Consider the following 24,398-nt stretch of genomic DNA (forward strand, 5'->3'; position numbering starts at 1 on the left):
CAAGCTGCATGAGCAAAAACTTTACTGTATTTGCCGCTGACCGAGTTGAATCAGCGGCATCACATGAATTTATGCTTGAACTGTATCCATACTAGCTGATGCTACTTTTACTTTACCGCCTTCACCAATCCAAGTGCGTTTCCATTGTCCTTGAACAACCGCGATGATCACGATACAGGAGAGCGCAATGCCACTTAGAATCAGAAAGCCTGGTGTGAATGATCCCGTAGATAACTTCAGATTCCCAAGAATTTTAGGCAAGAAGTAACCACCTAACCCCCCTGCTGCTCCAACAATTCCTGTCATAACACCAATTTCCGATTTGAAGCGCTGTGGCACAAGTTGGAATACCGAACCATTCCCCATTCCGAAAGCCATCATAGCAACGAAGAGCATGACTGTCGTCAATGACAGTGCAGGAAGCGTCGAGATACCGGCCATCATTAAACCAACAACTCCGTAAAGAACCATCAACATGCGAATTCCGCCTAGCTTATCTGCGAGCCATCCACCAACGGGACGGAAGAAGCTGCCGCCGATGACGCAAAGAGTTGTAAAGTCTGCAGCACGTACAGGCGAAAGTCCATATTGTGTATTAAAGAAAATCGTAAGATAAGATGCCATTCCTACAAAACCACCGAAAGTAACACTATAGAAAATACAGAACAACCACGAATCTCTCTGCTTCAATACTTTACCGTACTCTGCAATCGTTTTTGGTGCTGGTTTATTCGGACTATCCTTTGCCAAAATACTAAATATGACCAGCGTTAGCGCAATTGGAATCATGGCAATACCGAAAACAACGTGCCAGTCTCCATAATGTTGTGCTAAACGATTTGCAAACAAGGTAGCAAAGATCGTTCCGCTATTTCCTGCCCCTGCAATCCCCATTGCTAATCCTTGATACTGTGGCGGATACCAACTGCTAGCGAGCGGCAATGCTGCAGCAAAGCTTGCTCCTGCGATACCAAGCATTAGAGCTACGAAATACATATCTCCCATCGTGTTAGCGAACTGCCATCCCCAGAATAATGGAATTAAGGTTAACGAAAGTCCAATCTGTCCTGTTAGTTTAGGACCAATCTTATCTGTTAGTACGCCAAGTACTAATCGTAGGACCGCCCCTCCCAAGGTTGGCAAAGCAACCAAATTGGCTTTCTGTGCCGCATCCAATCCAAAATCTTTGGCAAGGATGACAGCTAGCGGTCCTAAGAGCACCCATACCATGAAGCTCATGTCAAAATACAAGAATGAACTGAATAAAGACCCTTTGTGCCCCACTTGCATAAAACTTTTCCGATCTACCATGTGTTCCCTCTCCTTTTTGTGAGGCTTTTCGCCTTCTTTTTTCCTATCCTACCGTGTTTGACTGTTCATTGACAGAAAAGGCCGACAAACATACCCCATCAGTAGGTGGGATGTTCGTCGGCCTCATTGCCACTGCTGCCACTTCTTCGTGATCAGCATGATTGATTATTTTTTCCTTGCATAAAAGTGAACATAAAAAGCCTATCCATTTACGTACTTGTAAGGGGATAGGCGCCATTGCCTTCGTTAGGTGGCACATCATTGTGCCGATTTCTAACTTGATTATACGATGCGCTCAACTACATGTCAATAAACATAACACAAAAATATTATACATGAGAATCTGGGTAGCATATCGACAAAATTTAGGTGCATATGCTATAGTATTGCCGTATAATAATTCCAATTAGCCCCAAAACCTAACATGTAGTTGTCATGAGATAAACGCTATTCAAGATGGAGGTATTACCATGTTACAATCATTCATACTGATCGACGAGTTGAAGTCAGCTCGCTCAGCTACCTCCTCTGAGCCGTCATATGCTATACGAACGGAAGATACGCTTGGAAAGGAATATTTGCCTGATGAAATCCTGAAGGATATGGGATTCCGCATTTATTCTTCATCTAATATGAAAGAAATTTCCTTTATCATCCCTAAGGTCGATGCTGTATTATTATCGGTAAGTCCTGATCAAGTAGCAGACTGGCGTTCACGCTTACTTGCTGTGCGGAGTCTCCCCCTCTTCTGGTGGTGTGATGCACACACATTTCCTTCTAATGAATGTAAAATGGATGCAGGTATTGATGGGCTGATCGGTTCCAAGATGAGTCCGCTGGAAATTCACGCCGCTTTGCTTCTTGGCGTAAATCATTATTTTCAACGTACCGAGTGGCAGCAAGAACGTGAACAACTGCTCTCCAAACTTGAGGAACGCAAGTGGGTCGATCAGGCTAAGCGAATTTTATGCGAAATCAAAGGCATTTCAGAAGCTGAAGCTTATGATTTTCTCCGCAAACAAGCCATGAATGAACGTAAGCGAATGGTAGACGTTGCCACCTCCATCGTCAAGGTATATCAGATATTACAGGATCAGAACAAAGGAGGCCGCAAACGATGATATCTCTATTAAAAGAAGTAGGCCGCGGCAAGCGCGGAGCCAGAGATCTTTCCTATGAGGAAGCTGCCCAAGCAGCTGAACACATAATAACTGGAACGGCCACACAAGCCCAAATTGGCGCTTTTCTCGTAGCAGAACGAATTAAAATGGAATCCCCTGATGAAATCAAAGCTTTCATTCACGCGTTGCGCGAGCGTGTGACCACCTATCCCATAGCTGGCAGCATAGACTGTGCCGGCCCTTATGATGGGCGTACGCGCACGTTCATCGCGACATTGCCAACGGCATTCGTGCTCGCAGCGTGCGGATTGCCAACAACGCTGCACGGCAGCCCGAGCATGCCGCCCAAATGGGGCATCACGCTGTCCGATGTGCTTGCAGCGATGGGCGTCAATGCGCTTGGCGCTTCACGCGAAGCACTGATCTCCGCTGCAGCGCGAACAGGCTTCCTATTCACACCAACCGAGAGCTGGTGTGCGCCGCTTGGTGAGCTGCGCGAGCTGCGCAAAGAACTTGGTTTGCGTACCGTGTTCAATACCGCCGAAAAGTTGCTGCGCTTCACAGAAGCTCCATACATGGCTGTTGGTGTTTTCCACGGGACTGTTTTTGAGAAAATCACGAATCTGCTTATTGAATTAGGCGTTTCTCGAGGCATCGTGGTGCAGGGTATGGAAGGCTCGGAAGACTTAGGCGTCGATAAGCGAACAAGAACTTATCTGATTCAAGATCAGACTAGTGAGTTATTCATTGTAGATCCTGAAATTTATGAGCTGATGGTCGAGGTTCCTGAGGTGGAATGGACGGCTGAACTGCAAGCCGAAACCACATTGTCCGTTTTGCGCGGAGATGCAGCACTTCCTTACTTGAATATGGTTTTGCTTAATAGTGCTGTTCGATTGTGGGTGTCCCAAAAAGCAGGCTCCATCGAAGAGGGCATTTACATGGCCCGTCATGCGATTGAGCAAGGCGCTGCGCTTCAGAAGTATACGGAATGGACCGAAGCAATTAAACCAGTATCAACGACATAATTCATATATGTTAAGCGTGAGAGGGTGTCCCAAAGCCATGTATGTGGCGGGGGCACTCTTTTTGCAGTTATTTATCGACTTATACTACTCCTATTGCTATACTCGCCACGCGTAACTCGATTTTTTCGACTTACACTACTCCTATTGCTATACTCGCCACGCGTAACTCGATTTTTTCGACTTACACTACTCCTGTTGCCCTTCTCACCACTCGTAACTCGATTTTTTCGACTTACACTACTCCTATTGCCATTCTCGCCAGCGTAAATCGATTTTTTCGACTTACACTACTCCTGTTGCCCTTCATGCCACGCGTAACTCGATTTTTTCGACTTACACTACTCCTATTGCTATACTCGCCACGCGTAACTCGATTTTTTCGACTTATACTACTCCTATTGCCATGGTCGCCACGCGTAACTCGATTTTTTCGAGAGATTCCCAATGGAACTCATCCTATTTTTTCAAAAAAATGGAGCTAAGCGCAAACCCGCCACTTAGCTCCTTTGCTACGCTATTTTATTTACCAATAAATTGTTGGGTAAACATTTTACCGCACGGCCCGCCGTCCACAATGCCTATGCCAATATGCGTGTAATCTTTACTCAGAATATTCGCCTTATGTCCTGGCGAGTTCATCAGCGCTTCGTGTGCCGCCGTTACACTTTGATTGCAAGCGATGTTCTCCCCAGCAGCATTGTAAGTGATTCCGAACTTCTCCATCATATCGAATGGGGATCCATACGTTGGTGAGTCATGGGAGAAATATTTGTTATCCACCATATCCTGGCTTTTGAGACGAGCTGTTTTGGTGAGCTCCAAGTCTGCTGCAAGCGGTGAGAGCCCCGCAGCTGTACGCTCTTTATTTACGAGATCGAGCATTTGCTGCTCTTCCACAGTTAATCCAGATGTCGATGGAACCTGCGGTGCTGGTGTAGGGCTTGGTGTATATGGCGTCGGCGCCGGTGTTGGCACTGGCGTAGGTGTTGCCTTCTTCGGAATCTTAAGATTTCCATAAGCCCAGAGAATCGATTGCAGCGTTTGATCGTCTACATTTCCCGTTACCGCCAAACCGTATCTACTTTGAAATGCTTTAACCCCAGCTAGTGTTTGATTGCCATAATAGCCTGTAATCGGTCCTGAATAGTAACCAAGAGATTTCAGCATCCCTTGAACCGCGTAGACATCAGGGCCTTTCGCTCCTTTGCCATACGCAAAAACTGTCGTTGTGGAAGCACTGAACAAGACCACACAGATGAGGGCTATCCAGATTAACCTCTTTTTGCCTTGTAACATGCGTTACGTTCACTTCCCGTCATCTTCAGTATCTTCGTCACATTATGGACGATAAGGGTAGCATTTCCTTTAAGATTTCCTTTTATCCAAATCCTGAAATACGATTGATCTAATTCCTGATTTACATATAACACTCCAAAGATGGAATTCTACACCTAAGGGATTTCTCAGACTCTAGACCGAGTTGAAACCCGACCCAAGCCATATTCGCTTATGGATTGATATTGCTATACTTAAACCTAGAGAAATAAAGAGATAGATAATGAAAGGGAGCGAGACGCGTGACATGGTTTACGAAATGGGCTTTTAGCAATAAAGCAGCAGTAATTTTTTTGGTGATATTAATTTTAGGAACAGGAGTCGGTAGTTATTTTAAATTGCCGATGGAATTCCTGCCTAGCGCAGATTTTCCACAAATTAGTGTGACGGTCGTCGGTCAAGGCTACGATGCCAAATCCATGCTAGATAGTGCAACTACACCTATAGAGAAAGCTGTCTCCAGTGTGCCGGGTAAGAAAGAAGTATTCTCCACATCATCCGACGGCTTTATGAAAATTGATATGACATTTGATTCGGATATTAAAATGAAGGATGCACAAGCGAGCGTTCAAGAAGCGATCTCCTCAATTGTTCTCCCCGCAGGCATGTCTAAGCCTTTCGTTATACGTCTGAACACCTCGATGATTCCACTCTCCTGGGTAGCCCTTAACTTCAAAGATGGCATCACGAAACAAAATATCGAGCTTGCGCAAGAGAAAATTTTGCCTGAGTTTCAAAAAATCAAAGGTCTTGCTAGCGTTGCTCTTGGTGGTACTTCCGTATCTCAAGTCATTATCCACCCAGACAAAGATAAATTAGCTAACGCGAAATTGCCTGCCCAAGTTCTCATGGGTGTCCTTCAAGGTCAAAATGTAACCGTCAATGTTGGGGAAAGACCCCTCGATGGCAAAACGAGTGCGATTAAAGTCGTCGGGAACCTAGACGATCTCAATACACTGGGCAATTTAACTGTAGCGCCAGGAGTCAAATTAAAAGATGTTGCTACCATTGAGGTAACCGCAAACAAAGATACATTAACACGCATTAACGGCAAGGATTCCCTTACATTGGTCGTTACGAAAGACACTAGCTCCAACGCGGTTGATATCAGCAAGGAAGTTGATAAAATCTCAGAGGAGATCGCGGCAAAATATCCGAATGCCACTGCAGAGGTTATCTACTCCACAGCGGAATCGGTTGTCACTTCCGTTAACAGCATGATGAGAGAAGTGCTGCTCGGCGCATTATTTGCGACAATCGTTATTCTGATCTTCCTTAGAAACATCCGTTCCACGTTGATTACGATTGTCTCCATCCCGTTATCGCTCGGCTTAACGTTATTCCTGCTTTCCCAATCAGGTGTAACCTTGAATATCTTAACGCTCGGCGGGGTCGCCGTCGCCGTGGGTCGACTCGTCGATGATAGTATCGTTGTTATCGAAAATATTTTCCGAAGAACGCAGAAGGCCGAATTCTCTAAGGAATTGATCATTGATGCAACACGTGAGGTTGCTAGAGCGATTACCGCATCTACCCTTACAACCGTTGCCGTATTCTTGCCGCTGGGACTCTTACAAGGATCATTGCAAGCGTTCCTGCTTCCTTTCGCCTTAACGGTTACGTATTCGTTGCTTTCCTCCTTGCTAGTTGCTTTAACCGTCGTTCCTCTAATGAGCGCTTGGCTGCTTCGCAATACGAAACTAAAGGAACATAAAGAGTCGACAAGTCTTCGAAATATTTTATCTTGGAGTTTGAATCATAAATTCATCTCCATTCTAGTTTCCCTTATCCTTTTCGGCGGTTCAATCGCCCTGTACTTCGTTATGCCAAAAGGTGCGGTTGGTGGCTCCACAGCCAGCCAATTAGTTGTCAGTCTCTCGTACACACCTGAAACACCGATCGCAACCGTACGTGAAAAAGCGATAGAACTAGAGAAATTTATGTTAGAGCAAAGTGAGCTTGATCATCTGATTCTACAACAAGGCAATACCGAGGATAATGCCAAATGGGGCAGTGTAGCTCCTCCTACGATTGCGAATTTCCAAGTCTTCATGAAGAAGGATGTTGACACTCAGCATTTTATCGATCAAGTCAATAGCCAAAAGTCTAAATATCCAGGCGCTGATTTGCAAGCTGGAGCCGGCGGCTTCGATGGCAGCAGCGGTTCAGCGATTACTGTTGATCTTACAGGCGATTCCGCGAAGGATCTTGATCAAGCTGCAGCTGATGTAATCGCGGCAATTAAAGATATCGAAGGCGTGGAGAAGGTTACGAGTAATCAAAATGTAACGAAACCAGGCTATGCCATTACAGTAGATCCTACATTGGCTAAGCCACAGGAAATTGCGGGTACGATCCGCTCTTTGATGAACCCAACGCCAATTGGTTCCATGAAGCTAGAAAACAAAGAGATACCTGTTGTGTTAGATGCTTTGATCAATCCGACAACCGTATCAGACCTTTCCAATATTCAAATTATGACCGCTACTGGTCCAGCTGCCCTCACATCTGTGGCGAAGATCGAAAAAACCAATGAGTCCAACACCATTCTACACAAGAATAATCAACAATTCTTACGTGTGACGGCTCTCGTAGACTCAACCAAATTATCTAAAATCAACACAGAAATTACGGAAAACACAAAAGATCTGAAGCTTCCTGCAGGTATTGCTTTGATTGTTGGCGGAGCTTCTGCTCAGCAATCCAGTGATTTTGCCGACTTGTTTATGACGATGGGGATTTCCATTGGAATCGTGCTATTGATCATGGTTATTACGTTCAAATCATTCCGTGCACCGATTGCGAGTATGGTGTCCCTTCCTTTCGCAGCGGTAGGTGCCATTGTCGGTATGATGATCACGAAAACGTCCTTCGACGTTACCTCGATCTTCGGATTCCTGATGCTGATCGGTATCGTCGTCACGAATGCCATCGTCTTGATTGACCGTGTGAAGCAAAACGAAGAGCATATGACCATTCGTGAGTCTTTACTTGAAGCCGCGGCTACCCGGATGCGTCCTATCTTGATGACCGCTGTAGCAACCATTTGCGCGATGGTACCTCTTGTTCTTGCCAAAGCCGAAGAGGGAAGTATCGTTTCCCGAGGCCTAGCGGTAGTGGTTATCGGCGGGCTAACTTCAGCAACGCTCTTCACGCTGATTATGGTGCCAACGGTTTATGAGCTTCTGCATGCTAGAAAAGCAAAGCGTCAACGTAGACGGCTTGAAAATGCTTGATAAGTAAATAGAGCTGACCCTAGCAGATTTATCTGCTTGGGGTCAGCTTTTTTGTACTAAGTATGGTGCGCTGATGGGCAAGGTGGCGAGGATGAAATAGATGGAGGTTGTCTATCTATCCCATTGACAAAGATTCCACTATACCTTAAACTAAATTTAGTACTTGGTACTAATACTTGATGCTAATTTTTTTCCTAAATATAAACTCTAAAGGAGTGTTACTCATGCCTTCTTCACGTCCCTTACAGGCACGAATTTCAGCCATCGGCACCTATGTGCCTGAACACATTTTAACCAACGAGGATCTCTCCCGCATGGTAGATACGAATGATGAATGGATCGTTCAGCGCACAGGAATTCGAGAACGCCGAATAGCCGAAGCGCATGAGTTCACAAGTCATTTATGTATAGCTGCTGTGCAGAATCTGCTCGATCGCTACCCAAGTTCCCTCGACGATGTAGAGCTCATTATCGTTTCCACGCATACGCCGGAGTTACCATCCACGCCAGTCGCGTGTCAGGTGCAAGGCCATTTCGGCATGGCGGCCGCGGGAGCTTATGACCTCAATGCCACATGCGCTGGCTTCGCCTATGCGCTTCACACCGCTGGTGCACTCGTTGCTGCAGGCGTGCATCAGAAGATCCTCGTCATCGGCGGCGATGCCTTATCCAAAATCACCGATTACACCGACCGTTCCACCTGCATCTTATTCGGCGATGGCGCTGGCGCGGTTGTCGTTGAAAGAGAGGAAGCTCAGCCTGCCTTTCTCGCTCATCACATGGGATCTGATGGCACGGGTGCCAAGCATGTATACCGCACAGGACTTGCCACAGAGCTGAATGGAACCCCTTTGTCCGGAGACGGAAAGCTTGTCCAAAACGGGCGTGAAGTGTACCGTTTCGCTGTTTCAACCGTACCGCAGGGTATCGAGATGCTGCTTCAAAAAAGCGGATTACCTCTCGAAGCCATCGATTGGTTCATCCCTCATAGCGCGAACCTGCGCATGATTGATTCCATCTGTGAGAAAAGCGGTATCCCCATTGAAAAAGCGCTGGTTAGTCTTGAATACTTCGGCAACACTTCCGCAGCCTCCATCCCGCTTGCATTGGATTTGGGCATTAAAGAAGGGAAAGTACAGACCGGTGACACGCTGTTACTTTATGGTTTTGGCGGTGGATTAACACATGCAGGATTAATTGTTCGCTGGGGTTAAGTCAGATTTCAAGCGCTTATAGTTACAGCCAGTTAAGTCTTCACACGCTTATTCATCCAAGGCTTACAAGGCTTACCGGGCTTACCGGGCTTACCTATCACACGCGTACTTCTGCTCTGATTCGTTAATTTCAACATCAGGGCACGTTGATACTCACTTATCGTCTTGAGATTATCCGCGACATGGCTGGCCAGTTGTTCAGAGCCCTCCACTTGATCCGCAACAGATTCAATAATTCTGCATAATGCTCGCTGGCTCCTCGCCAGCGAGATCATCATGTGCAGCTCCACGCGTTCCCTATTCCATTCCTTCACAGCTTCCCATCCTCACCAAAAGGTAGCAGGCTGCCGAATTCCATCCCGTCGTCGGACCCTAATCCTAAAGCGGAGCCTGAAGGATGTTTCCCTAGTAACGCCTTCATCTGGCGATTTAGCGCATTCTCCAGCTTCGTTATGCCATCTATTAGTTCAATGACACTCTCATGGATTTCGCCAGTTACTTCCATTTTATGGTCATGCCCCTCTAAATTTGTCGTGTTGATATGCTGACAAATCCAGTTCTGCGACTTCGATGCTTCAACAACTCTTGCTTCCAGCATCAGACTTATTTCATATTGCAGCTTGGCTGTCGCTTCAAGCATCTGCAAATAGAGATCCGTTCTATCCAATGTCATTCCCTCTATTCCTCATCAGGTACGTGTATTTCCTTCATAACCAATTCCGTTTGCTTCGCCATAGCCTCTTCCAATTCGGCGAGGCTATTTAGATAGGCCGTAACATTTTTGGTTAGTTGTAAAGCACGCTTCTGCAGCATCTCTAATCCTTCAAATTGAGGATGTGAATCAGGCAGATCTCCAGCAATTGCAGCCATTTGCGAAGACACATGCCGGTGTGTTTCGAGTATCCGTCCCATTTGGCTATGTGAAGCTGCAATTTGAGAAATAATACGCGTTACCCGCTCCTCCACGGCAACTCCCTCCTACAACCTTTTTCACACTACGTTATGCGACAGTTTGTGAAACGGTGCTTAAATAAACCTAAAGGGATCAACGCCCCATTTGTGAATAAATTTCTTGCGATTGCGTCTCAGCAGTAGCAGCTTCGATCGACGGCTGTTTTTACGAAAACTAACGCTTCCGCGATGATAAACAAAGCAATCTCCTGCTATGAGCAGCTGATAGCCCGCTATTCGTGCACGATAGGATAAGTCATCATCCTCGTAATACCCAGGTGTAAATCTTTCATCCAACAACCCTACCTGCTCAAACAACTTTCTTTTAAATAACAAACAGAAGCCAACCAGCCTCTTCGTTTCCCGCCATTTCCCCGGATTTACATGATTATAGATGTGAGCCATGTTGGAAATCCCTGTGAAGGGGATACGGATTTTTTGTTTGCCATTCACATAGTTAGACACTGGACCTACCATGCCGATATCTTCTCGACTATATAAGCAGTTCAGCAGCTTTGGCAGCCAATTTGGCGTTACGATCGTATCGTTATTCAAGAGCATTAAGGTGTCGCCTTCGGCATAACGTAACCCGTAATTGCATGCAGCTGGAAAACCGAGATTGGCTGGCAGCGCCACGAGCTTGAGATTTTCATTGCGGCAGTAAGTCAATGTACCGTCCCCAGAACCATTATCAACAACAATAATTTCATAAGGCACGGAGGTATGCTGACGGATGGATGCGACACAGGCTTTCAACAAAGCTAAACCATTAAACGTAGGAATAATGATGCTCGTTAATTGCAAGTTCCTGCCTCCTCGCTAAGGTGCCATTTTCAATGCCCATGTCCATATTCTGAATAGACGGAAGCAGTTCATCCGCACTAATCACCTTGTCACCTTCTATAAAAAGCAAGAAGTCCGACCGCGATATTCTCGCTGCCAGAGCTCTTGCGGTATCTTGTTCAATAGGTTCGGGATGTTGAACAATGATTGCGCGGGAATGGCTTCTAACCTTCTCTAACGTACGATCTGTAGAGCCGTGAACGATGACGATGATCTCTTTAAGCGGCAAACGTTTCAACGTCTCCAACACGTTTACGATTGTTCCTTCTGCATTGGAAGCTATAACTATTGCACCAACTGGATGGACACTTGTCCTATTTCCCCTAGCAAAAGCTCTCTTACGCTTAGCAATGAACCGGCGTATCGGTTTTTTTCGGAGGTTTCGTTTGCTTCCCTTTCTTAAGGAGACCTTCCCCCTCATCCGCTTCCTTCTGTTATGTTTCAGCAATTGAGCTCACCTCATGACTTAACTTTAAGCAATCGTAGGATGCGTAAGCTCCCACGTATATCCTTCTGCGAAGCCAACGCCGTAACCCGAATTGTAAGCTTCATTAAATGCTCGATCATAGGCCGATTGGGCTCTCCTAGCTCTTGGACTTTGAATGATAGGACGCTGAACCTTGCGGCGACGAGCTACGATTCGACTCCCCTTACGTCTAGGGAATCGGATTAACTTTCGAATTAACCTGCGTCTCCCTTTACGTCTTGCTAAGGGTCTCAAGCGACGAATGGCACGCCCCTTTTTTCTAACCGTGATCCGTTTCTTCAGACCTGTTTTCCTTGGAGATCCCACTCGCTTTTTCCGAATCTTTCTGCCCACAGTCACCTTGCGAACCTTTCTTTTCGTGATCACATTCTACACCTCATCTTTCTAAATGATTCTCTTGAATTATTCAGCCCTTATCTAGGCCCAAAAATGACGGAAAGCATCGTAATTAGACGATTGGTATAGGTATGATCTCTCATCGTGCGATAGAGCCCACGCATAGCAATTAACTTACGTTCCTCTTCATGAATTAAATAATGATTCATTTTGTGCAGCAATTCTTCTGGTGACGCATACGTCACAATGTCATAGTCGGGTGTATAGAAATTGACTAAATCATCCCGAATGTCCGTCAATTGAAAAGCTCCGCAACCAGAAATTTCAAATGTCCGAGGATTAGGCGAGGCTCCGCTTATCCGGCGAGCATTATTGTTATACGCTTGGTCATCGAAGGCTCTATGCATATTAATGACGATTTTGGCCCCATTGTAGAATGTGGCGGTTTGGTCCGGCGGCATCCACGTGTTCAACTGGATTTGAGGTGCTAATAGACGATAATTCTGGAGCCGTTCCCACCATATTCCGGAGATGAGAACGTTTTTCGTCGCTAAATATGGCGCAATCTGATTAAATACACCGACTCGGTTCCAGTAGGCAGATCCAATAAAACAAATATCGCGATGAACCCCTTTCGGTACGGGCCTTGGACGAAACATCTCGGGTTGAAAAGCTAACGGCAAATAATGAACCTGTCCGCATCCCAACTCCCGGTATAACTGCACACAATTCACTTCCAAGGTAAAAATATAATCATAGTGCCTCGCAAAACCAGCTGTAATATCCGTGTAATAGGGGTCATCGGTTAGCCATATCGCGGTTCGAATACCCATTTGTCTTACCCGATCGACGATATTCAGAGAGAGATTCATGCCTTCCAGCACAATCATCACATCAGGTCGATACCTCGCGGCTATCGCTTCAACACTGGCCTTGGGATGTCCAATTCGCGTCGAATCTCTGTCAGAGTTTCCTATTATTAATTCGCGAACTAATGGGCGAAGGCTGTTAATAACAGCGAGGTCCAATGGCTCGTAAGGGTAACTTTTCCCCGATGTAACGAACAACACGCGCACGTCCCACACAGGACTTGGCGTACGGTCACGAACCGCCTTTTGTATGATCGCTTCACATTGTCCCAGTCTGACGCCATTGGCGTGACCTAATTGATAACCGTCAGCATGTCCGCGTGCTCGCGCATGCGCAGGATTATTAAAACTCACAAACTTCACTCCCTTCTATCCTTCTAGGCGAATACAATGTCTAACAGCTTAACTAAGCGGGATGCGAATGAGTGCTCCATGCGTGTTCTTCTCATCCCATTAATCGCAATACGCAATCGGGCCTCTTCATGAATTAAGTAATGACTCATTTTATGAAGAAGCTCTCCCGTCGTATGGAAGGTTTCGATTTCATGTCCAATTCGATAATACTGTTCCAGATCCTGACGATAATCCGTTAATTGCAGCGTGCCGCACCCAGCGATCTCATACGTCCTAGGATTAATTGAAAGGCCAGGAATATTTCTACTGTTCTTATTAAAGGTTTCATGATAGGTGAGCCTGTGGATGTTTAGTACAATTTTGGCACCGTTATAATACTTAACGGACTCTTCAATCGGAACAAAGTGTGGCTTAATCCCATGTCGGAGCAGCTCATAGTGCGCCAGCCGATCCCAGAGCCCCCCGGCAATAACCACTTTTTTCCCTAGCAAAAAGGGGGTTAGCTCATTAAAAAGGGCGATCCGGTTAGGAAAGCCCATGCCAATGAAGCAGATATCGCTTCGATACTCAGGTCCTACATGCACAGGCTTAAACACGGCTGGACTAGCCGCCAAAGGCAAGTAGTGAACTTGCCCGCAGCCGATCCCTTGGTAGAACGGTACACAAGACATTTCGTGCGTGAATACATAGTCATAATGAGGGGCTAATGCGGCTGTATGGTCAGTAAAATAGGGATCGTCCGCAAACCAGATAGCGGTGCGAATCCCCATCTGCCTAACTAGATCTATGTGATGAGCATGATCAACCGGGAAAACATGAAGACCATTCATGACAAGTACCAGATTCGGCCTAAGCTCTCTGGCTAATCGGAGCATATCGGCAGCTACGGCTGCATGCACGACATGCACGGTCTGCTGTAAGCCCTGAATAATACCTTGATCAATCGCATCAAACCCTTGAACGATAAATAGAACACTTGCTTCTCGCAACGGAATTGGCGCTGGGTGGCAGGTGTCGATTGCAAACTGGCATCTGCCCATGCGAAAGCCACTTTCCCAACCAGCCTGAAATCCTTGGCTGCGTCCCTCCGCAATACGGTTACGTATCACCATGTTTCCTTCACCCTCTTAGCTCTAACAGCTGTATCGTAATAATCAACCTGTAAAAAGAAATCCAGTGCCGATCGCCAATCTCGCAATGGCGTAAACCCATTGTCTCGTATGGCCTTGTGTGCAAATGCCGTGTACATCGGTCTTGGTGCTGGCGCTGGTGGAAATAAATGAGTAGGCACAGCCTTGAGAGAAACATCCTTCATGCCAGCCGCCTGGAGAATGTGCAGGGCGAATTCATACCTGGAGCATACGCCTTGATTTGAGGCATGATAGAGACCATATCTGTCCGTTTCGATGAGTTCACGAATGAAAAGCGCCAGATCCAAACTATACGTAGGTGAGCCAAATTGATCATCCACGATGGATAGCGTCGGATTATCGCGCGCCTTCTCCAATACTTTGGTAACAAAATTTGTTCCTTTCAGTCCATATAACCAAGAAGTTCGTACGATAAAATGCTTCAAACAGCTCATTGTGACGAATTTCTCTCCAAGAAGCTTGGATTCTCCGTAGGTATTGAGCGGATTCGGCATATCGTTCTCTTCATAAGGCATGGACTTCGTTCCATCAAACACATAATCCGTGCTGACGTAGACGAGCTTGGCTCCAAGAATCTCACAAGCATTCGAAATATGAAGGGCACCTAATGCATTTACTTGATAGGCTAACTCCTTCTCGAATTCAGCTCTATCAACATTCGTATAAGCAGCAGCATGCACAACTACGTCCGGCCGTTCGTTCAACAGCTTCTCCATGACTACTTGCTCATGTCTAATATCCAATTTCTCTTTATCCCAAGAAATGACCTCATGCAGGGGACTCAGTGCACGCTTAAGGTCATAGCCTAGTTGCCCGCCTGCTCCCGTAATAACTATTTTCAAGTGGGATCAGCTTCTTTATCGATTCGGTACGAACCGTCTGCAATGCGGGCGCACCATTCGCTTTCTTGGACATACCAGTCCAACGTCTTTTGCAATCCATTTTCAAATGTGTACGCTGGCACCCACCCTAACTCGCGACGTATCTTTGAGCTGTCGATGGCATATCGCCGATCATGTCCAAGCCGATCCGCTACATATTGAATTAATGACTCGGGTTTGCCCAGCATCTTCAAAATGCTTTGGACAACTGCCAGATTCGTCCGCTCGTTCTGACCGCCAACATTGTACACTTCCCCAGGTACACCAGATGCAATTACGCATTCAATGGCAGAGCAATGATCGTCTACATACAACCAGTCTCGTACATTCAATCCATCACCATATAAGGGTATCTTTTCATCGCGAAGGGCACGGGTAATTAAGAGAGGGATCAGCTTCTCGGGAAATTGGCGGGGACCATAATTATTGGAGCAACGTGTAATCACTGCAGGGAAACCATACGTTTCATAGTAAGCTCTAACAAGCAGATCAGAGCCAGCTTTGCTTGCCGAGTAGGGAGAATTCGGAGCTAATGGTGTCACTTCACTGAAAGCACCATCTTCCCCAAGTGTGCCATAGACCTCATCTGTGGAGATATGAATAAACTTCTTAACCTTCCGCTGGCGCGCGGCTTCGAGCAATATCTGCGTGCCAACCACATTCGTCATCACAAAGCTTCCAGGGTTATGAATACTTCGATCTACATGAGATTCAGCCGCAAAGTGAACAACCACATCGATGCCTTGCAACAGCCTCATCATGAGTGCCTCATCGCCAATATCTCCATGTACAAATTGATAACCAGCCTGCCCCTCCAACATTGTGGCATTGTCCTTATTTCCTGCATACGTAAGTAAATCGACATTGATCACACGATCTTCTGGATGATGTTTCTTCCAATAATGAATAAAGTTACTTCCAATAAACCCCATACCGCCCGTTACAAGCAACGATTGCATTAGTAGTTCTCCTTCCTAACTAAAAGAGTGGCCTGAAAGAGCGATTCATGTGTCCCCGCGTCAATCCACCATCCTGTGAGAAACATATGAGAAAGTGTGCCTGATGCCGCATACACATTGTTCACATCTGTGATTTCCATCTCTCCTCTTGCTGAAGGCGACTGCGATTTAATAATGTTAAACACAGTAGAATCATATAAATAAATACCTGTCACCGCGTAAGGGGAACTTGGATGCTCCGGTTTTTCTTCAATACGTACAATTTGCTCATTTCTCATTTGCGCTACGCCATACCTTCTAGGGTCTTCTACCACTTTTAAAATGACCATAGCCCCTTTGGATTGATCCTTATAAGCTTCAATCATAGGCGAGAGTGGATCTTGGAATAAGTTATCCCCTAGAATGACCACGAATTTCTCATCCTCCAGCACGAAATCCTCTGCCAAGGCCAAGGCTTGCGCAATTCCTCCGGCTTTCTCTTGAATCTTATAAGTCAGATTGACGCCGAATGATTCACCGCTGCCCAAATAATCAAGATATAAGCCCGCAGATTGTTTCCCGGTGATGATGAGTATATCCTGAACTCCTGCATGACCTAGTTTATGAATGGCATATTGAATCATCGGCAGGTCACCAACAGGAAGCAAATGTTTATTGATAATATGCGTCAAAGGGCGTAAACGACTTCCTGTTCCTCCTGCAAGCACGACACCTTTCACAAGTCATCCCCCTTCACGATTGCTCTTATGTTTCGTATGGTGCATAGTCACATCCATTTCTACTATCATATGCTTTCATGATAGACGGAAATTGGACGAACAACCCTAAATTGAAAATTGGTCATCTATCTATCGAATCGCAACTCAACACAAAAAACGGTAGTCTCGCATAGGTTGCGATACTCCGTTTTTTGTTTGCTGATGGAAGGACTCCCTCCTATTCGATTACAAACTCTTCCCGATAGCCATCCAATTGACGATCCCTTGTTGATCAGGTGAAAACTTGGCTCGAATGATGGACAGCACCGCGCTGCCCTTAGACTTCTGACTAACAATCACATAGCACGCTGGATGATTCGTGATCGCCGTTAACACATAGTTCGTATCCACATATTCCTCTTCAAAGCGGAGCACCAATTCAATCGTTTCATCTTGAATCTTCATGACAAAGGGCTCAAGTCCAAACTGCTGCAGCACATTTCTCTGCTGCGAAGGGGCTCGCACAACACTATCTGCCAACTTCGTCACAGTAAGGGAGGCGTCTGCGATATGTTGATTCGTGATAGCCCCAGCTTGAAGCTTCGTTCCATCCACACTACCTGTAGCTAGATGGAAATCAGTAACCGCTCCCTGAGCCAGCTTATAACTGTCTACGCTGCCATCTGCTAGCTGTGCTGTATCAATCGCGCCGTCCATCACTTTGCTGCCATCAATACTGTTATTGGACAGCTTCGATCCAGTCACAGCTTCATCTGCAAGGTGATCGCCATTCACAGCACCGAAAGCGAGCTTACTTCTGTCTACGCTGCTAGGCGCAAGCTTACTACCTGTAACGGCTTCGTCTTGAAGATGTTCGCTTCCAACGGCATCCGAGTTTAGCTTCGTGCTATCTACACTGCCATCCAGCAGCTTCCATCCATCAATAGATCCAGGAGCCAGATGGCTGCTTGTCACGGAGCCTAAGGAAAGTTTCAATCCATCAATGATAAAGTCCGACAAATGTTCTCGTTGAATCGCACCATACATGATTTTACTGCTATCCACACTTCCGGATGCCAGCTTGGAGCCAACTACAGCTTGATCAGTCAGATGCTCTGTGTGTACAGCATCTTCCGCCAGCTTGCTGCTATCCACACTTCCAGAAGCCAATTTCGCCCCATATACCGCCTGATCTGCAAAATGATAGTTCTGAACAGCACCAGACATTAGTTTACTGCTGTCTACCGAGTTCACTGCCAACTTTTCACTGTCAATGGCACCTGCAACCAGATGCTGATTGCTTACAGCACCAAGCGCCAGCTTCGCCCCATTCACCACACCATGTGACAGATGTTCGTCTGTGATCGCGCCCTGCATGATCTTCGAGCCATCTACGCTGTCATTCGCAAGCTTAGTACCCACGACTGAGCCTTCTGCCAGATGCTCGCTATTGATTGCACGAAAGGCAACTTTCGAGCTAATAACGGAGCCATCCGCCAAATGCCGTGCAACGACCGCACCGGGAGCCAGCTTGCTGCCATGTACACTTTCATTTGCCAATTTCGAAGCTGTGATCGCACCGTCAATAATATGCTCTGAATTCACTGCTTTAATTGAAATCTTCGTACTGATTACACTTCCATCAGCCAGCTTATCGGATGTCACCACATGATCCTCTAGCTTCGCGTTCGTAATAGCTTGATCCTCAATGATACGCGTAGTGACCGATTCCGCTTGAAGATGCTGTGTGCCTACTGCTCCATTCGCGAGCTTCTCTTCCGTAACAGCACCGTCTGCTAAGATTTCTGTGGAAATGGCGTTCTCCTGCAGTTTACTGCCCACTAGACTGCGATCTGCGAATACATCCAGTGTAATGGAGCCTTGCGCCAAATGATCGGAAGTAATTGCTCCCGGTTTAATATGAACACCCTCAATAATTTCATCTTGCAAATGGCGTGATTCAATTGACAGCGAAGCTATTTTCGCCGTTGTTACGGCTTCTTCAGCAAGCTTACTCGTCGTAATGCATTCTTCCTGAATATGTCTCGTTGTAATGGCTTCGTCTGCAATATGATTGCGATGAATCGCATGCAAATCGATTTGTTTCTCACCAATCGCGCCTTTGACGATGTGGCTGGATGAAATGATCTCTTCCTGCAAATGAGCCGCCAGTATGGAGCGGTACGCGATTTTACCTGAAGTGACACTTTCATCCTTGATCTTAGAATTAACGACACTGCCTTCTGCCAGTTTATCTGTAATGACGGAACCAGCAGCAATTTTGGAGGTAGATACTACATTTTCCTCCAGATGCTCAGTTCGAATCATATGTGAACCAATGTGTTTGGCGATAATGGCACCTTGCGCAAGCTTATCTGCCGTGACAGCACCATCTTGTAATTTGCTGCTTGAAATGACTTCTTCGTTCAAGTGGCCAGTCTCAATAGCTAGCGGAGTGATATGTTTACTCGCTACGATCTTTTCGGCCAATTTCGCAACCGTAATCGCACCATCTTGAATGAGCTTCGTCTCTATGGCGCCTTCTCCAATATGTTTCGTCCGAATGGCTTGATCAGCGATGTGGTAACTGGTTACCTCAGCGCCCTCAATATGAACGCCTCTCACTGCGGATTGTGCAAGATGAATCGAATCTACAGCCTGGGGAGCTAGCTTAGCTCCTGTTACAGCCTGATCAACCAGATTATCTGTGGTGATCGAATGTTTCCTTAGATGATCCGTAAGAATACTTTCTCCCTGAATATGAGCTGAACCGACGCTGTCCATCCCCAATTTCTCTTCCGTAACTGCACCATCTCTCAATTTCGCAGAGGTGATGGAAGCATCCATGAGCTTTGCCGTGTCGATAGTATAATTAGCCAAATGCTTCGTCTGTACGGCTCCACTACGAATTTTATCTGATGTGATCGCTTGTTGATCAATCAGGTCACTCGTAATAATCAGTTCTGATATATGTTGCGGCAAAATGGCACCGTCTGCCAGCTTCGTGGCATCAACCGATTTATCAGCAATTTTGGCGGATGTAATACTGCTATCGAACAGCTTCCCTCCAGACAATGTGTTATCTTGAATTTTATCGCCCGCAATACTGTTGGGTGCAACGTGTTCATCATGGATCGCTTGATTGGCAATTTTCGGACGCGTTACGCTTGCTTGAGCCAGCTTGGAGTGTTCAATGGCTCCATCTTTGATCGATTTGACGCCAATGCTAAACGGTTTTATTTTCGTCTCATCTATCGACCGGCTTGCAAGTTTATCCCATGTTACCGCTTCATCTACAATGTCATCCGTATAAACAACCGGGTCAACGAATTTTCCTGTTTTACGCTCCGTCAGTAATAAGTCAGGCGTGACCTGTTCGGTAACCTTGGGTACCGACAAGACTTTGATGGGCTCCACCTTCTCCGGAGCAGGCGGATTCGTTTTCGCTATTAGTTTGGGCTGATCGACCACTTTGTCTGACTTTGTCGGTGATTCATCGAGCCATTTTAATTCGTTCAAATTGGAGTTCACTTTATGCACGTTCGCCTTCTGGGTGTTGCCGATCTTTCGCTTATTCATATGACTCCTCTCCATTCGCCAAGATTTATCATTGGTAACATATTCATTCTCGCCTTAATAAGTACATTAGCCCCCAAAAATGTGCGCTAACCTAGACAAGAGCCGTTTCCTTCAACATTTGACTGTACAAAGATGACCTAACCTCTGCGGCTCTCTGCCAAGTGAACATCTCATCCACCCTTTTGATCCCGTTCTCCCCCAGCTTCCGCTGCTGGCTTTCATCTTTCAGTAACCGTATGACACACGCTGGGAGCTCCGTTTCAATTGCCTTCGGGTCAATTAAGCAGCCTGTTTGTCCATCCTCCACAACCTCTTGAATCCCGCCTATTCTCGTCGCGACAACAGGAACTCCGGTAGCCATCGCTTCTACATTCACAAGGCCGAAAGCTTCATTGCCGATGGAAGGGACGACGAGAACATCGGCAATTCGGACCCATTTGGGCATCTCTTGATGCTTCACGTACGGAATAAATTTTACATAGCCAGGCATAGCTTTCGCTGCTTTAACTAATTGCTTTACATAAGTGGTTACTTTTTTAGACCCATAGAAAGCACTACCTATGATAACCAGCTTCGCGCTTGGTTCGCTCTTAGTGACACTTTGCATCGCTGTCAGCAGATGATGAACACCTTTCTTCGGGATCAATCTGCCCACATATAAAATGATTTTGCGATGCTCACAATCTAGCTCTTTGCGCATAATGGAGCGGGATTCAGTCCCTTCCTTCGTCCATTTGGATGTAAACTGCGCGACATCAACACCCAAATAATGCGTGACTATTTTCTGGGCAGCGGTTGGTGCCTTTTTTTGCAGAAATCGCTTGAGAAAGTCGCTATTCACGATAATGACATCGGCTGCAAGCAAACAATTGGCTAACGAAGTATTGGAAATATAAGGCCTAGTAATAAATGAAGTGGAATGGAGGACAAGACTTAGGATGGCATGAGGGTATCGTTTGCGAAGAAAGGGAAGGAAACGCGGCCGATTTTCCACTTGAATAATACCTGGACTTAGCTGTGCAATTCGTCTATCAACATGCGAAATATAAGCGGCTTGCCCCTGATAAGGTACTCTCTGATACGTTACACCTTGGCGTATTTCCTTCACAGGCTGATAAGATACCTTCCTGCCCAATACGACCACAGGCATGCACTTAACCAGTTGCTCCGCTGTCTTATGAACCACCTGCTCGACCGAGCTGCTAGTCCCTGAGGGTATTGGAAAAGATCCAGGTGTGACGATGACGAGACGATTCGATTGGGGCTTCCGTTTAGTCTTCAATTTCTGAGCCTCCTGGATGAGATGAGGCTCAGACCCACCCCATTTCACTTCTTCCTTCTATACATATGCGGATAAAGTGCTAAAGCATGGGCATCTGTCCCGGTTTCACAAGAAAGTATCAGCGTTTGTACAAACAAGTGGCGTTCTTTTTCCATAAACTAAGAGTGATTCCGTTTTCGGTGAGCATTCAGGCCCCAATTCGAGAGGGAGTGAAGTCAATGAGTAATCCCTATGTGGGTATTTTAGTTAACGATTCCTTGTTTGCAGGTATTCCTCTAGGGAACACACAATACGAAGCTATTCGATTTTACGAGGATGCCGGTAAACTCTATGGCCTTACGCCTTGTTATTTCCGAATTCAAGATGTTCATATGAAAACTATGAAAGTATACGCTTATGTACAAGATGGCCACCATTTCAAAAGAAAATGGTCCGATCTTCCTAAAGTCATTCATAACCGGGCGATTTATTTAGATACGGCTTCAGCGAAAGTTTTGGATGGATGGACACGCAGAGGCGTGACACTGTTTAATCATTGGAACCGCTATAGTAAGATGCGCATACATGACCTATTAATGAAAAACGAGCATATTCGCCCCCACCTTCCCTGCACATTTCCAGCAACCATCGAAAATGTGAAAGCCATGATGGACGCCTTTGACTCACTGATTATCAAGCCAACCAATTCTAGCATCGGGCGCGGTGTGATGAAATTAGAGCGACAAGGGCATTTATGGAAGCTTACCTATCCAGTAAATATGAAGCTGACGAATCGGACTTGGCGAACGTTCAAGTTCCGCCAACAATTGCCCGTCCTTCTCCGCCGGAGGATTCAAAAGAGCAGCTATATGGTTCAACAATGCCTGCCGCTAGCCACTGTTGAGGGACGTCCCTTTGATCTCCGCATATCCGTTCAACGCGGGGCAGAAGGTGCATGGGGGGTTACCGGTATGGTTGCCAAAGTAGCCTCCCAATCACATTTCATCACGAATGTCGCGCATGGCGGGAGGTTGAAATCCTTGTCCGATATATTGAACGAACACTATCCGCAGCTTGATCCTGAAAAAATTTGTCTCCAGATGACTAACTTTGCGATCTTGGTTGCTCAGCAACTCAGCACAGAGCTGCCGAACTTAGCTGATTTGGGACTCGACATTGCCATGACCAATGAGGGGGTTCCCCTATTTATCGAATGCAACAGTAAGGATCAACGCTACAGCTTCCGTGAAGCAGACATGCAGGATTGTTGGAAGGCTACCTATTACAACCCAATAGCCTATGCCAAATTCATCTTAGGAGGCGGCACACCGCCATGCTAAGACGTTACAAAAAAACACCGTACTTCCGAGATGTTCTCGGTGGTACGGTGTTTTTTGGGTTCAAGCGTGTAGTTGCCGAACATCGTGCAGCACACGAATTGCCTTACGCTTGCTGCCAAGAACCTACTTGGCGTTAAGTGGGGCGAGTACACGCTGAACCTCCGCATTTAATACCTTCGGATCCGGAGCCGTCACAGGACGATCTTGAAGCTGATACTTCTGTTTCAGCTTATAAATCTGTGCCACACTCTGATCAATCGTGTCCATCGGTATCCGTCCCGCTTCAACAGCGGTACGCAGCGCGCTTATAACGGCTATCGCTTTCTGCGGATCGTGACCGACCATCACGACATTGGAGCCCGCAAGCACAGACTTGACGGCGGCTTCACCCATCTCATAATTTTCCGCAATCGCGCCCATCGTCATATCATCGGTCATGATAAGCCCGTTGAAGCCGAGCTCCTTGCGCAGCAGATCCGTCATAATCGTCTTCGACATCGAAGCCGGATACTTCGTATCGATTTTGGGCAGCAGAATATGCGCGACCATAATAGCATCCGCCTGATGCTTGATCGCATCGGCAAAAGGAATCAGCTCAAACTTACGCAGTCGAGCCAGGTCATTTTGCACAACAGGAAGACCAATATGTGAATCTACAGCTGTATCGCCATGTCCCGGAAAATGCTTCACCACCGGAACGACCTTCATCTCTTGCAAGCCATTCATCATCGGAATACCGAAACTGCTTACGAGGGCTGCGTTCGCTCCAAAAGACCTGTCGCCAATGACTGGATTTTTCGGATTGCTATTAATGTCTAAGTCAGGCGCGAAATCCATATTAAGCCCATAGGCATTCAATTCTTTCCCCAGCAGTTGACCGATATTGTGGGCCAATTGCGTTTTACCTGATTTTCCAATCGTCTGACTTGTCGGTGTTTTCGAAATTTCATCAGGCAGACGCGTTACCCTACCGCCCTCTTCGTCGACGCCAAGCCATAGCGGAAGCTTGTTCGCCGCATTCGTCTTTTTCAAATCGTTAACTAGGCTTACCAATTGTTTCGTATCTTTCACATTCGGCTTGTACAGAATAATGCCGCCCACATGGTAGGTTGCAATCAATTGTCGCGCTTCCTCGTTCATACTGTACTCATCGATACCCGCAATAATCATCTGACCCAGCTTCTCATCCAAGGTCAACTTTGGAAGACCTATCGTCGCCACCGGGGATGGTGAAGACGTTGGGATTGGCGTAGATGTTGGCTTCGATGACGGTGAAACACTTGCAGGCGCAGTACTTGGTATGGGAGATCCCGTTGGCTGAACGTTCGAATGTGAATTACAACCCGTGATTAGAAGCATAAGTCCGCCTATGATTCCAATTCGTCGCATTTTTGGGAATAACACTTGTTTCATAGGGTCACCTGCCTGTCTTTACTTTCACAAT

Annotated in this window: 22 protein-coding genes; 6 read left to right on the forward strand and 16 right to left on the reverse strand. The window is 46.4% G+C overall.

The genetic code is table 11. From position 1 onward, the window contains the following. Window positions 1-69: 69 nt before the first annotated feature. Window positions 70-1,311, reverse strand: a complete 1,242-nt coding sequence (locus AC58QO_RS21605) for a nitrate/nitrite transporter (protein WP_497269098.1) — start codon at window positions 1,309-1,311, stop codon at window positions 70-72. Window positions 1,312-1,781: 470 nt separating this feature from the next. On the opposite strand from AC58QO_RS21605, the gene AC58QO_RS21610 reads away from it, so the two are divergent. Then, complete coding sequence (locus AC58QO_RS21610) at window positions 1,782-2,432, forward strand: ANTAR domain-containing response regulator (RefSeq protein WP_497269100.1); 651 nt, start codon at window positions 1,782-1,784, stop codon at window positions 2,430-2,432. After that, window positions 2,429-3,460 carry an anthranilate phosphoribosyltransferase gene (locus AC58QO_RS21615; RefSeq protein ID WP_497269102.1) on the forward strand — a complete coding sequence of 344 codons (1,032 nt, stop codon included), beginning with the start codon at window positions 2,429-2,431 and terminating at the stop codon, window positions 3,458-3,460. The genes AC58QO_RS21610 and AC58QO_RS21615 overlap by 4 nt, the downstream gene beginning before the upstream one ends. A gap of 519 nt (window positions 3,461-3,979) precedes the next feature. Here AC58QO_RS21615 and AC58QO_RS21620 read toward each other — a convergent pair. Next, window positions 3,980-4,756, reverse strand: a complete 777-nt coding sequence (locus AC58QO_RS21620; RefSeq protein ID WP_497269104.1) for a peptidoglycan-binding protein — start codon at window positions 4,754-4,756, stop codon at window positions 3,980-3,982. A gap of 281 nt (window positions 4,757-5,037) precedes the next feature. Here AC58QO_RS21620 and AC58QO_RS21625 point away from each other — a divergent pair, with 281 nt between their 5' ends. Together AC58QO_RS21625 and AC58QO_RS21630 are read left to right on the forward strand one after the other, a co-directional pair. Then, window positions 5,038-8,031: an efflux RND transporter permease subunit gene (locus AC58QO_RS21625; RefSeq protein WP_497269106.1), complete on the forward strand. Its 2,994-nt coding sequence runs from the start codon at window positions 5,038-5,040 to the stop codon at window positions 8,029-8,031. Window positions 8,032-8,255: 224 nt separating this feature from the next. After that, window positions 8,256-9,245 (forward strand): ketoacyl-ACP synthase III, encoded by a 990-nt coding sequence (locus AC58QO_RS21630; RefSeq protein WP_497269108.1) that lies wholly within the window; start codon window positions 8,256-8,258, stop codon window positions 9,243-9,245. A gap of 32 nt (window positions 9,246-9,277) precedes the next feature. Here AC58QO_RS21630 and AC58QO_RS21635 read toward each other — a convergent pair whose 3' ends face one another. From AC58QO_RS21635 to AC58QO_RS21695, 13 genes are all read right to left on the reverse strand, one after another. Further along, on the reverse strand, window positions 9,278-9,559 hold the full coding sequence (locus tag AC58QO_RS21635) for a hypothetical protein (RefSeq protein WP_497269110.1): 282 nt from the start codon (window positions 9,557-9,559) through the stop codon (window positions 9,278-9,280). Next, the gene (locus AC58QO_RS21640; RefSeq protein ID WP_497269112.1) at window positions 9,556-9,918 is read right to left on the reverse strand and encodes an alpha-helical endospore appendage domain-containing protein; all 363 of its coding nucleotides are present in this window, start codon (window positions 9,916-9,918) and stop codon (window positions 9,556-9,558) included. The genes AC58QO_RS21635 and AC58QO_RS21640 overlap by 4 nt, the downstream gene beginning before the upstream one ends. A gap of 5 nt (window positions 9,919-9,923) precedes the next feature. After that, entirely contained in the window at window positions 9,924-10,211 is a 288-nt protein-coding gene (locus tag AC58QO_RS21645; protein WP_497269114.1) for a nucleoside-diphosphate sugar epimerase, read from the reverse strand. 60 nt (window positions 10,212-10,271) lie between these two features. Beyond that, window positions 10,272-11,000 carry a glycosyltransferase family 2 protein gene (locus AC58QO_RS21650; protein ID WP_497269116.1) on the reverse strand — a complete coding sequence of 243 codons (729 nt, stop codon included), beginning with the start codon at window positions 10,998-11,000 and terminating at the stop codon, window positions 10,272-10,274. After that, entirely contained in the window at window positions 10,966-11,460 is a 495-nt protein-coding gene (locus AC58QO_RS21655; RefSeq protein ID WP_497269196.1) for a glycosyltransferase family A protein, read from the reverse strand. The genes AC58QO_RS21650 and AC58QO_RS21655 overlap by 35 nt, the downstream gene beginning before the upstream one ends. 51 nt (window positions 11,461-11,511) lie before the next feature. Then, window positions 11,512-11,892 (reverse strand): hypothetical protein, encoded by a 381-nt coding sequence (locus AC58QO_RS21660; protein WP_497269118.1) that lies wholly within the window; start codon window positions 11,890-11,892, stop codon window positions 11,512-11,514. Window positions 11,893-11,939: 47 nt separating this feature from the next. Beyond that, window positions 11,940-13,085: a CgeB family protein gene (locus AC58QO_RS21665; RefSeq protein ID WP_497269120.1), complete on the reverse strand. Its 1,146-nt coding sequence runs from the start codon at window positions 13,083-13,085 to the stop codon at window positions 11,940-11,942. A 23-nt stretch (window positions 13,086-13,108) separates the two neighbouring features. Further along, a complete protein-coding gene (locus tag AC58QO_RS21670; protein WP_497269122.1) occupies window positions 13,109-14,197 on the reverse strand; it encodes a CgeB family protein in 1,089 nt (362 codons plus the stop codon). Further along, complete coding sequence (rfbD, locus tag AC58QO_RS21675; RefSeq protein WP_497269123.1) at window positions 14,191-15,078, reverse strand: dTDP-4-dehydrorhamnose reductase; 888 nt, start codon at window positions 15,076-15,078, stop codon at window positions 14,191-14,193. Before rfbD ends, AC58QO_RS21670 begins: the two co-directional genes overlap by 7 nt. Next, window positions 15,075-16,076, reverse strand: a complete 1,002-nt coding sequence (gene rfbB / locus AC58QO_RS21680; RefSeq protein ID WP_497269125.1) for a dTDP-glucose 4,6-dehydratase — start codon at window positions 16,074-16,076, stop codon at window positions 15,075-15,077. The genes rfbD and rfbB overlap by 4 nt, the downstream gene beginning before the upstream one ends. Further along, a complete protein-coding gene (locus tag AC58QO_RS21685; RefSeq protein WP_497269126.1) occupies window positions 16,076-16,795 on the reverse strand; it encodes a sugar phosphate nucleotidyltransferase in 720 nt (239 codons plus the stop codon). The genes rfbB and AC58QO_RS21685 overlap by 1 nt, the downstream gene beginning before the upstream one ends. Window positions 16,796-17,020: 225 nt before the next feature. Next, window positions 17,021-20,353 carry a WIAG-tail domain gene (locus AC58QO_RS21690; protein ID WP_497269128.1) on the reverse strand — a complete coding sequence of 1,111 codons (3,333 nt, stop codon included), beginning with the start codon at window positions 20,351-20,353 and terminating at the stop codon, window positions 17,021-17,023. A gap of 91 nt (window positions 20,354-20,444) precedes the next feature. Continuing rightward, window positions 20,445-21,635, reverse strand: a complete 1,191-nt coding sequence (locus AC58QO_RS21695; protein ID WP_497269130.1) for a glycosyltransferase family 4 protein — start codon at window positions 21,633-21,635, stop codon at window positions 20,445-20,447. A gap of 218 nt (window positions 21,636-21,853) precedes the next feature. Between AC58QO_RS21695 and AC58QO_RS21700 the strand changes: the two genes are divergently transcribed. Together AC58QO_RS21700 and AC58QO_RS21705 are read left to right on the forward strand one after the other, a co-directional pair. After that, window positions 21,854-22,954 (forward strand): YheC/YheD family endospore coat-associated protein, encoded by a 1,101-nt coding sequence (locus tag AC58QO_RS21700; protein ID WP_497269132.1) that lies wholly within the window; start codon window positions 21,854-21,856, stop codon window positions 22,952-22,954. Next, on the forward strand, window positions 22,948-23,091 hold the full coding sequence (locus AC58QO_RS21705; RefSeq protein ID WP_497269134.1) for a hypothetical protein: 144 nt from the start codon (window positions 22,948-22,950) through the stop codon (window positions 23,089-23,091). The genes AC58QO_RS21700 and AC58QO_RS21705 overlap by 7 nt, the downstream gene beginning before the upstream one ends. On the opposite strand, the gene nagZ is transcribed toward AC58QO_RS21705, so the two are convergent. Beyond that, window positions 23,078-24,367, reverse strand: a complete 1,290-nt coding sequence (gene nagZ, locus AC58QO_RS21710; RefSeq protein WP_497269136.1) for a beta-N-acetylhexosaminidase — start codon at window positions 24,365-24,367, stop codon at window positions 23,078-23,080. The genes AC58QO_RS21705 and nagZ overlap by 14 nt on opposite strands. Window positions 24,368-24,398: the final 31 nt, after the last annotated feature.

The sequence above is a fragment of the Paenibacillus sp. J31R30 genome, assembly GCF_059692115.1.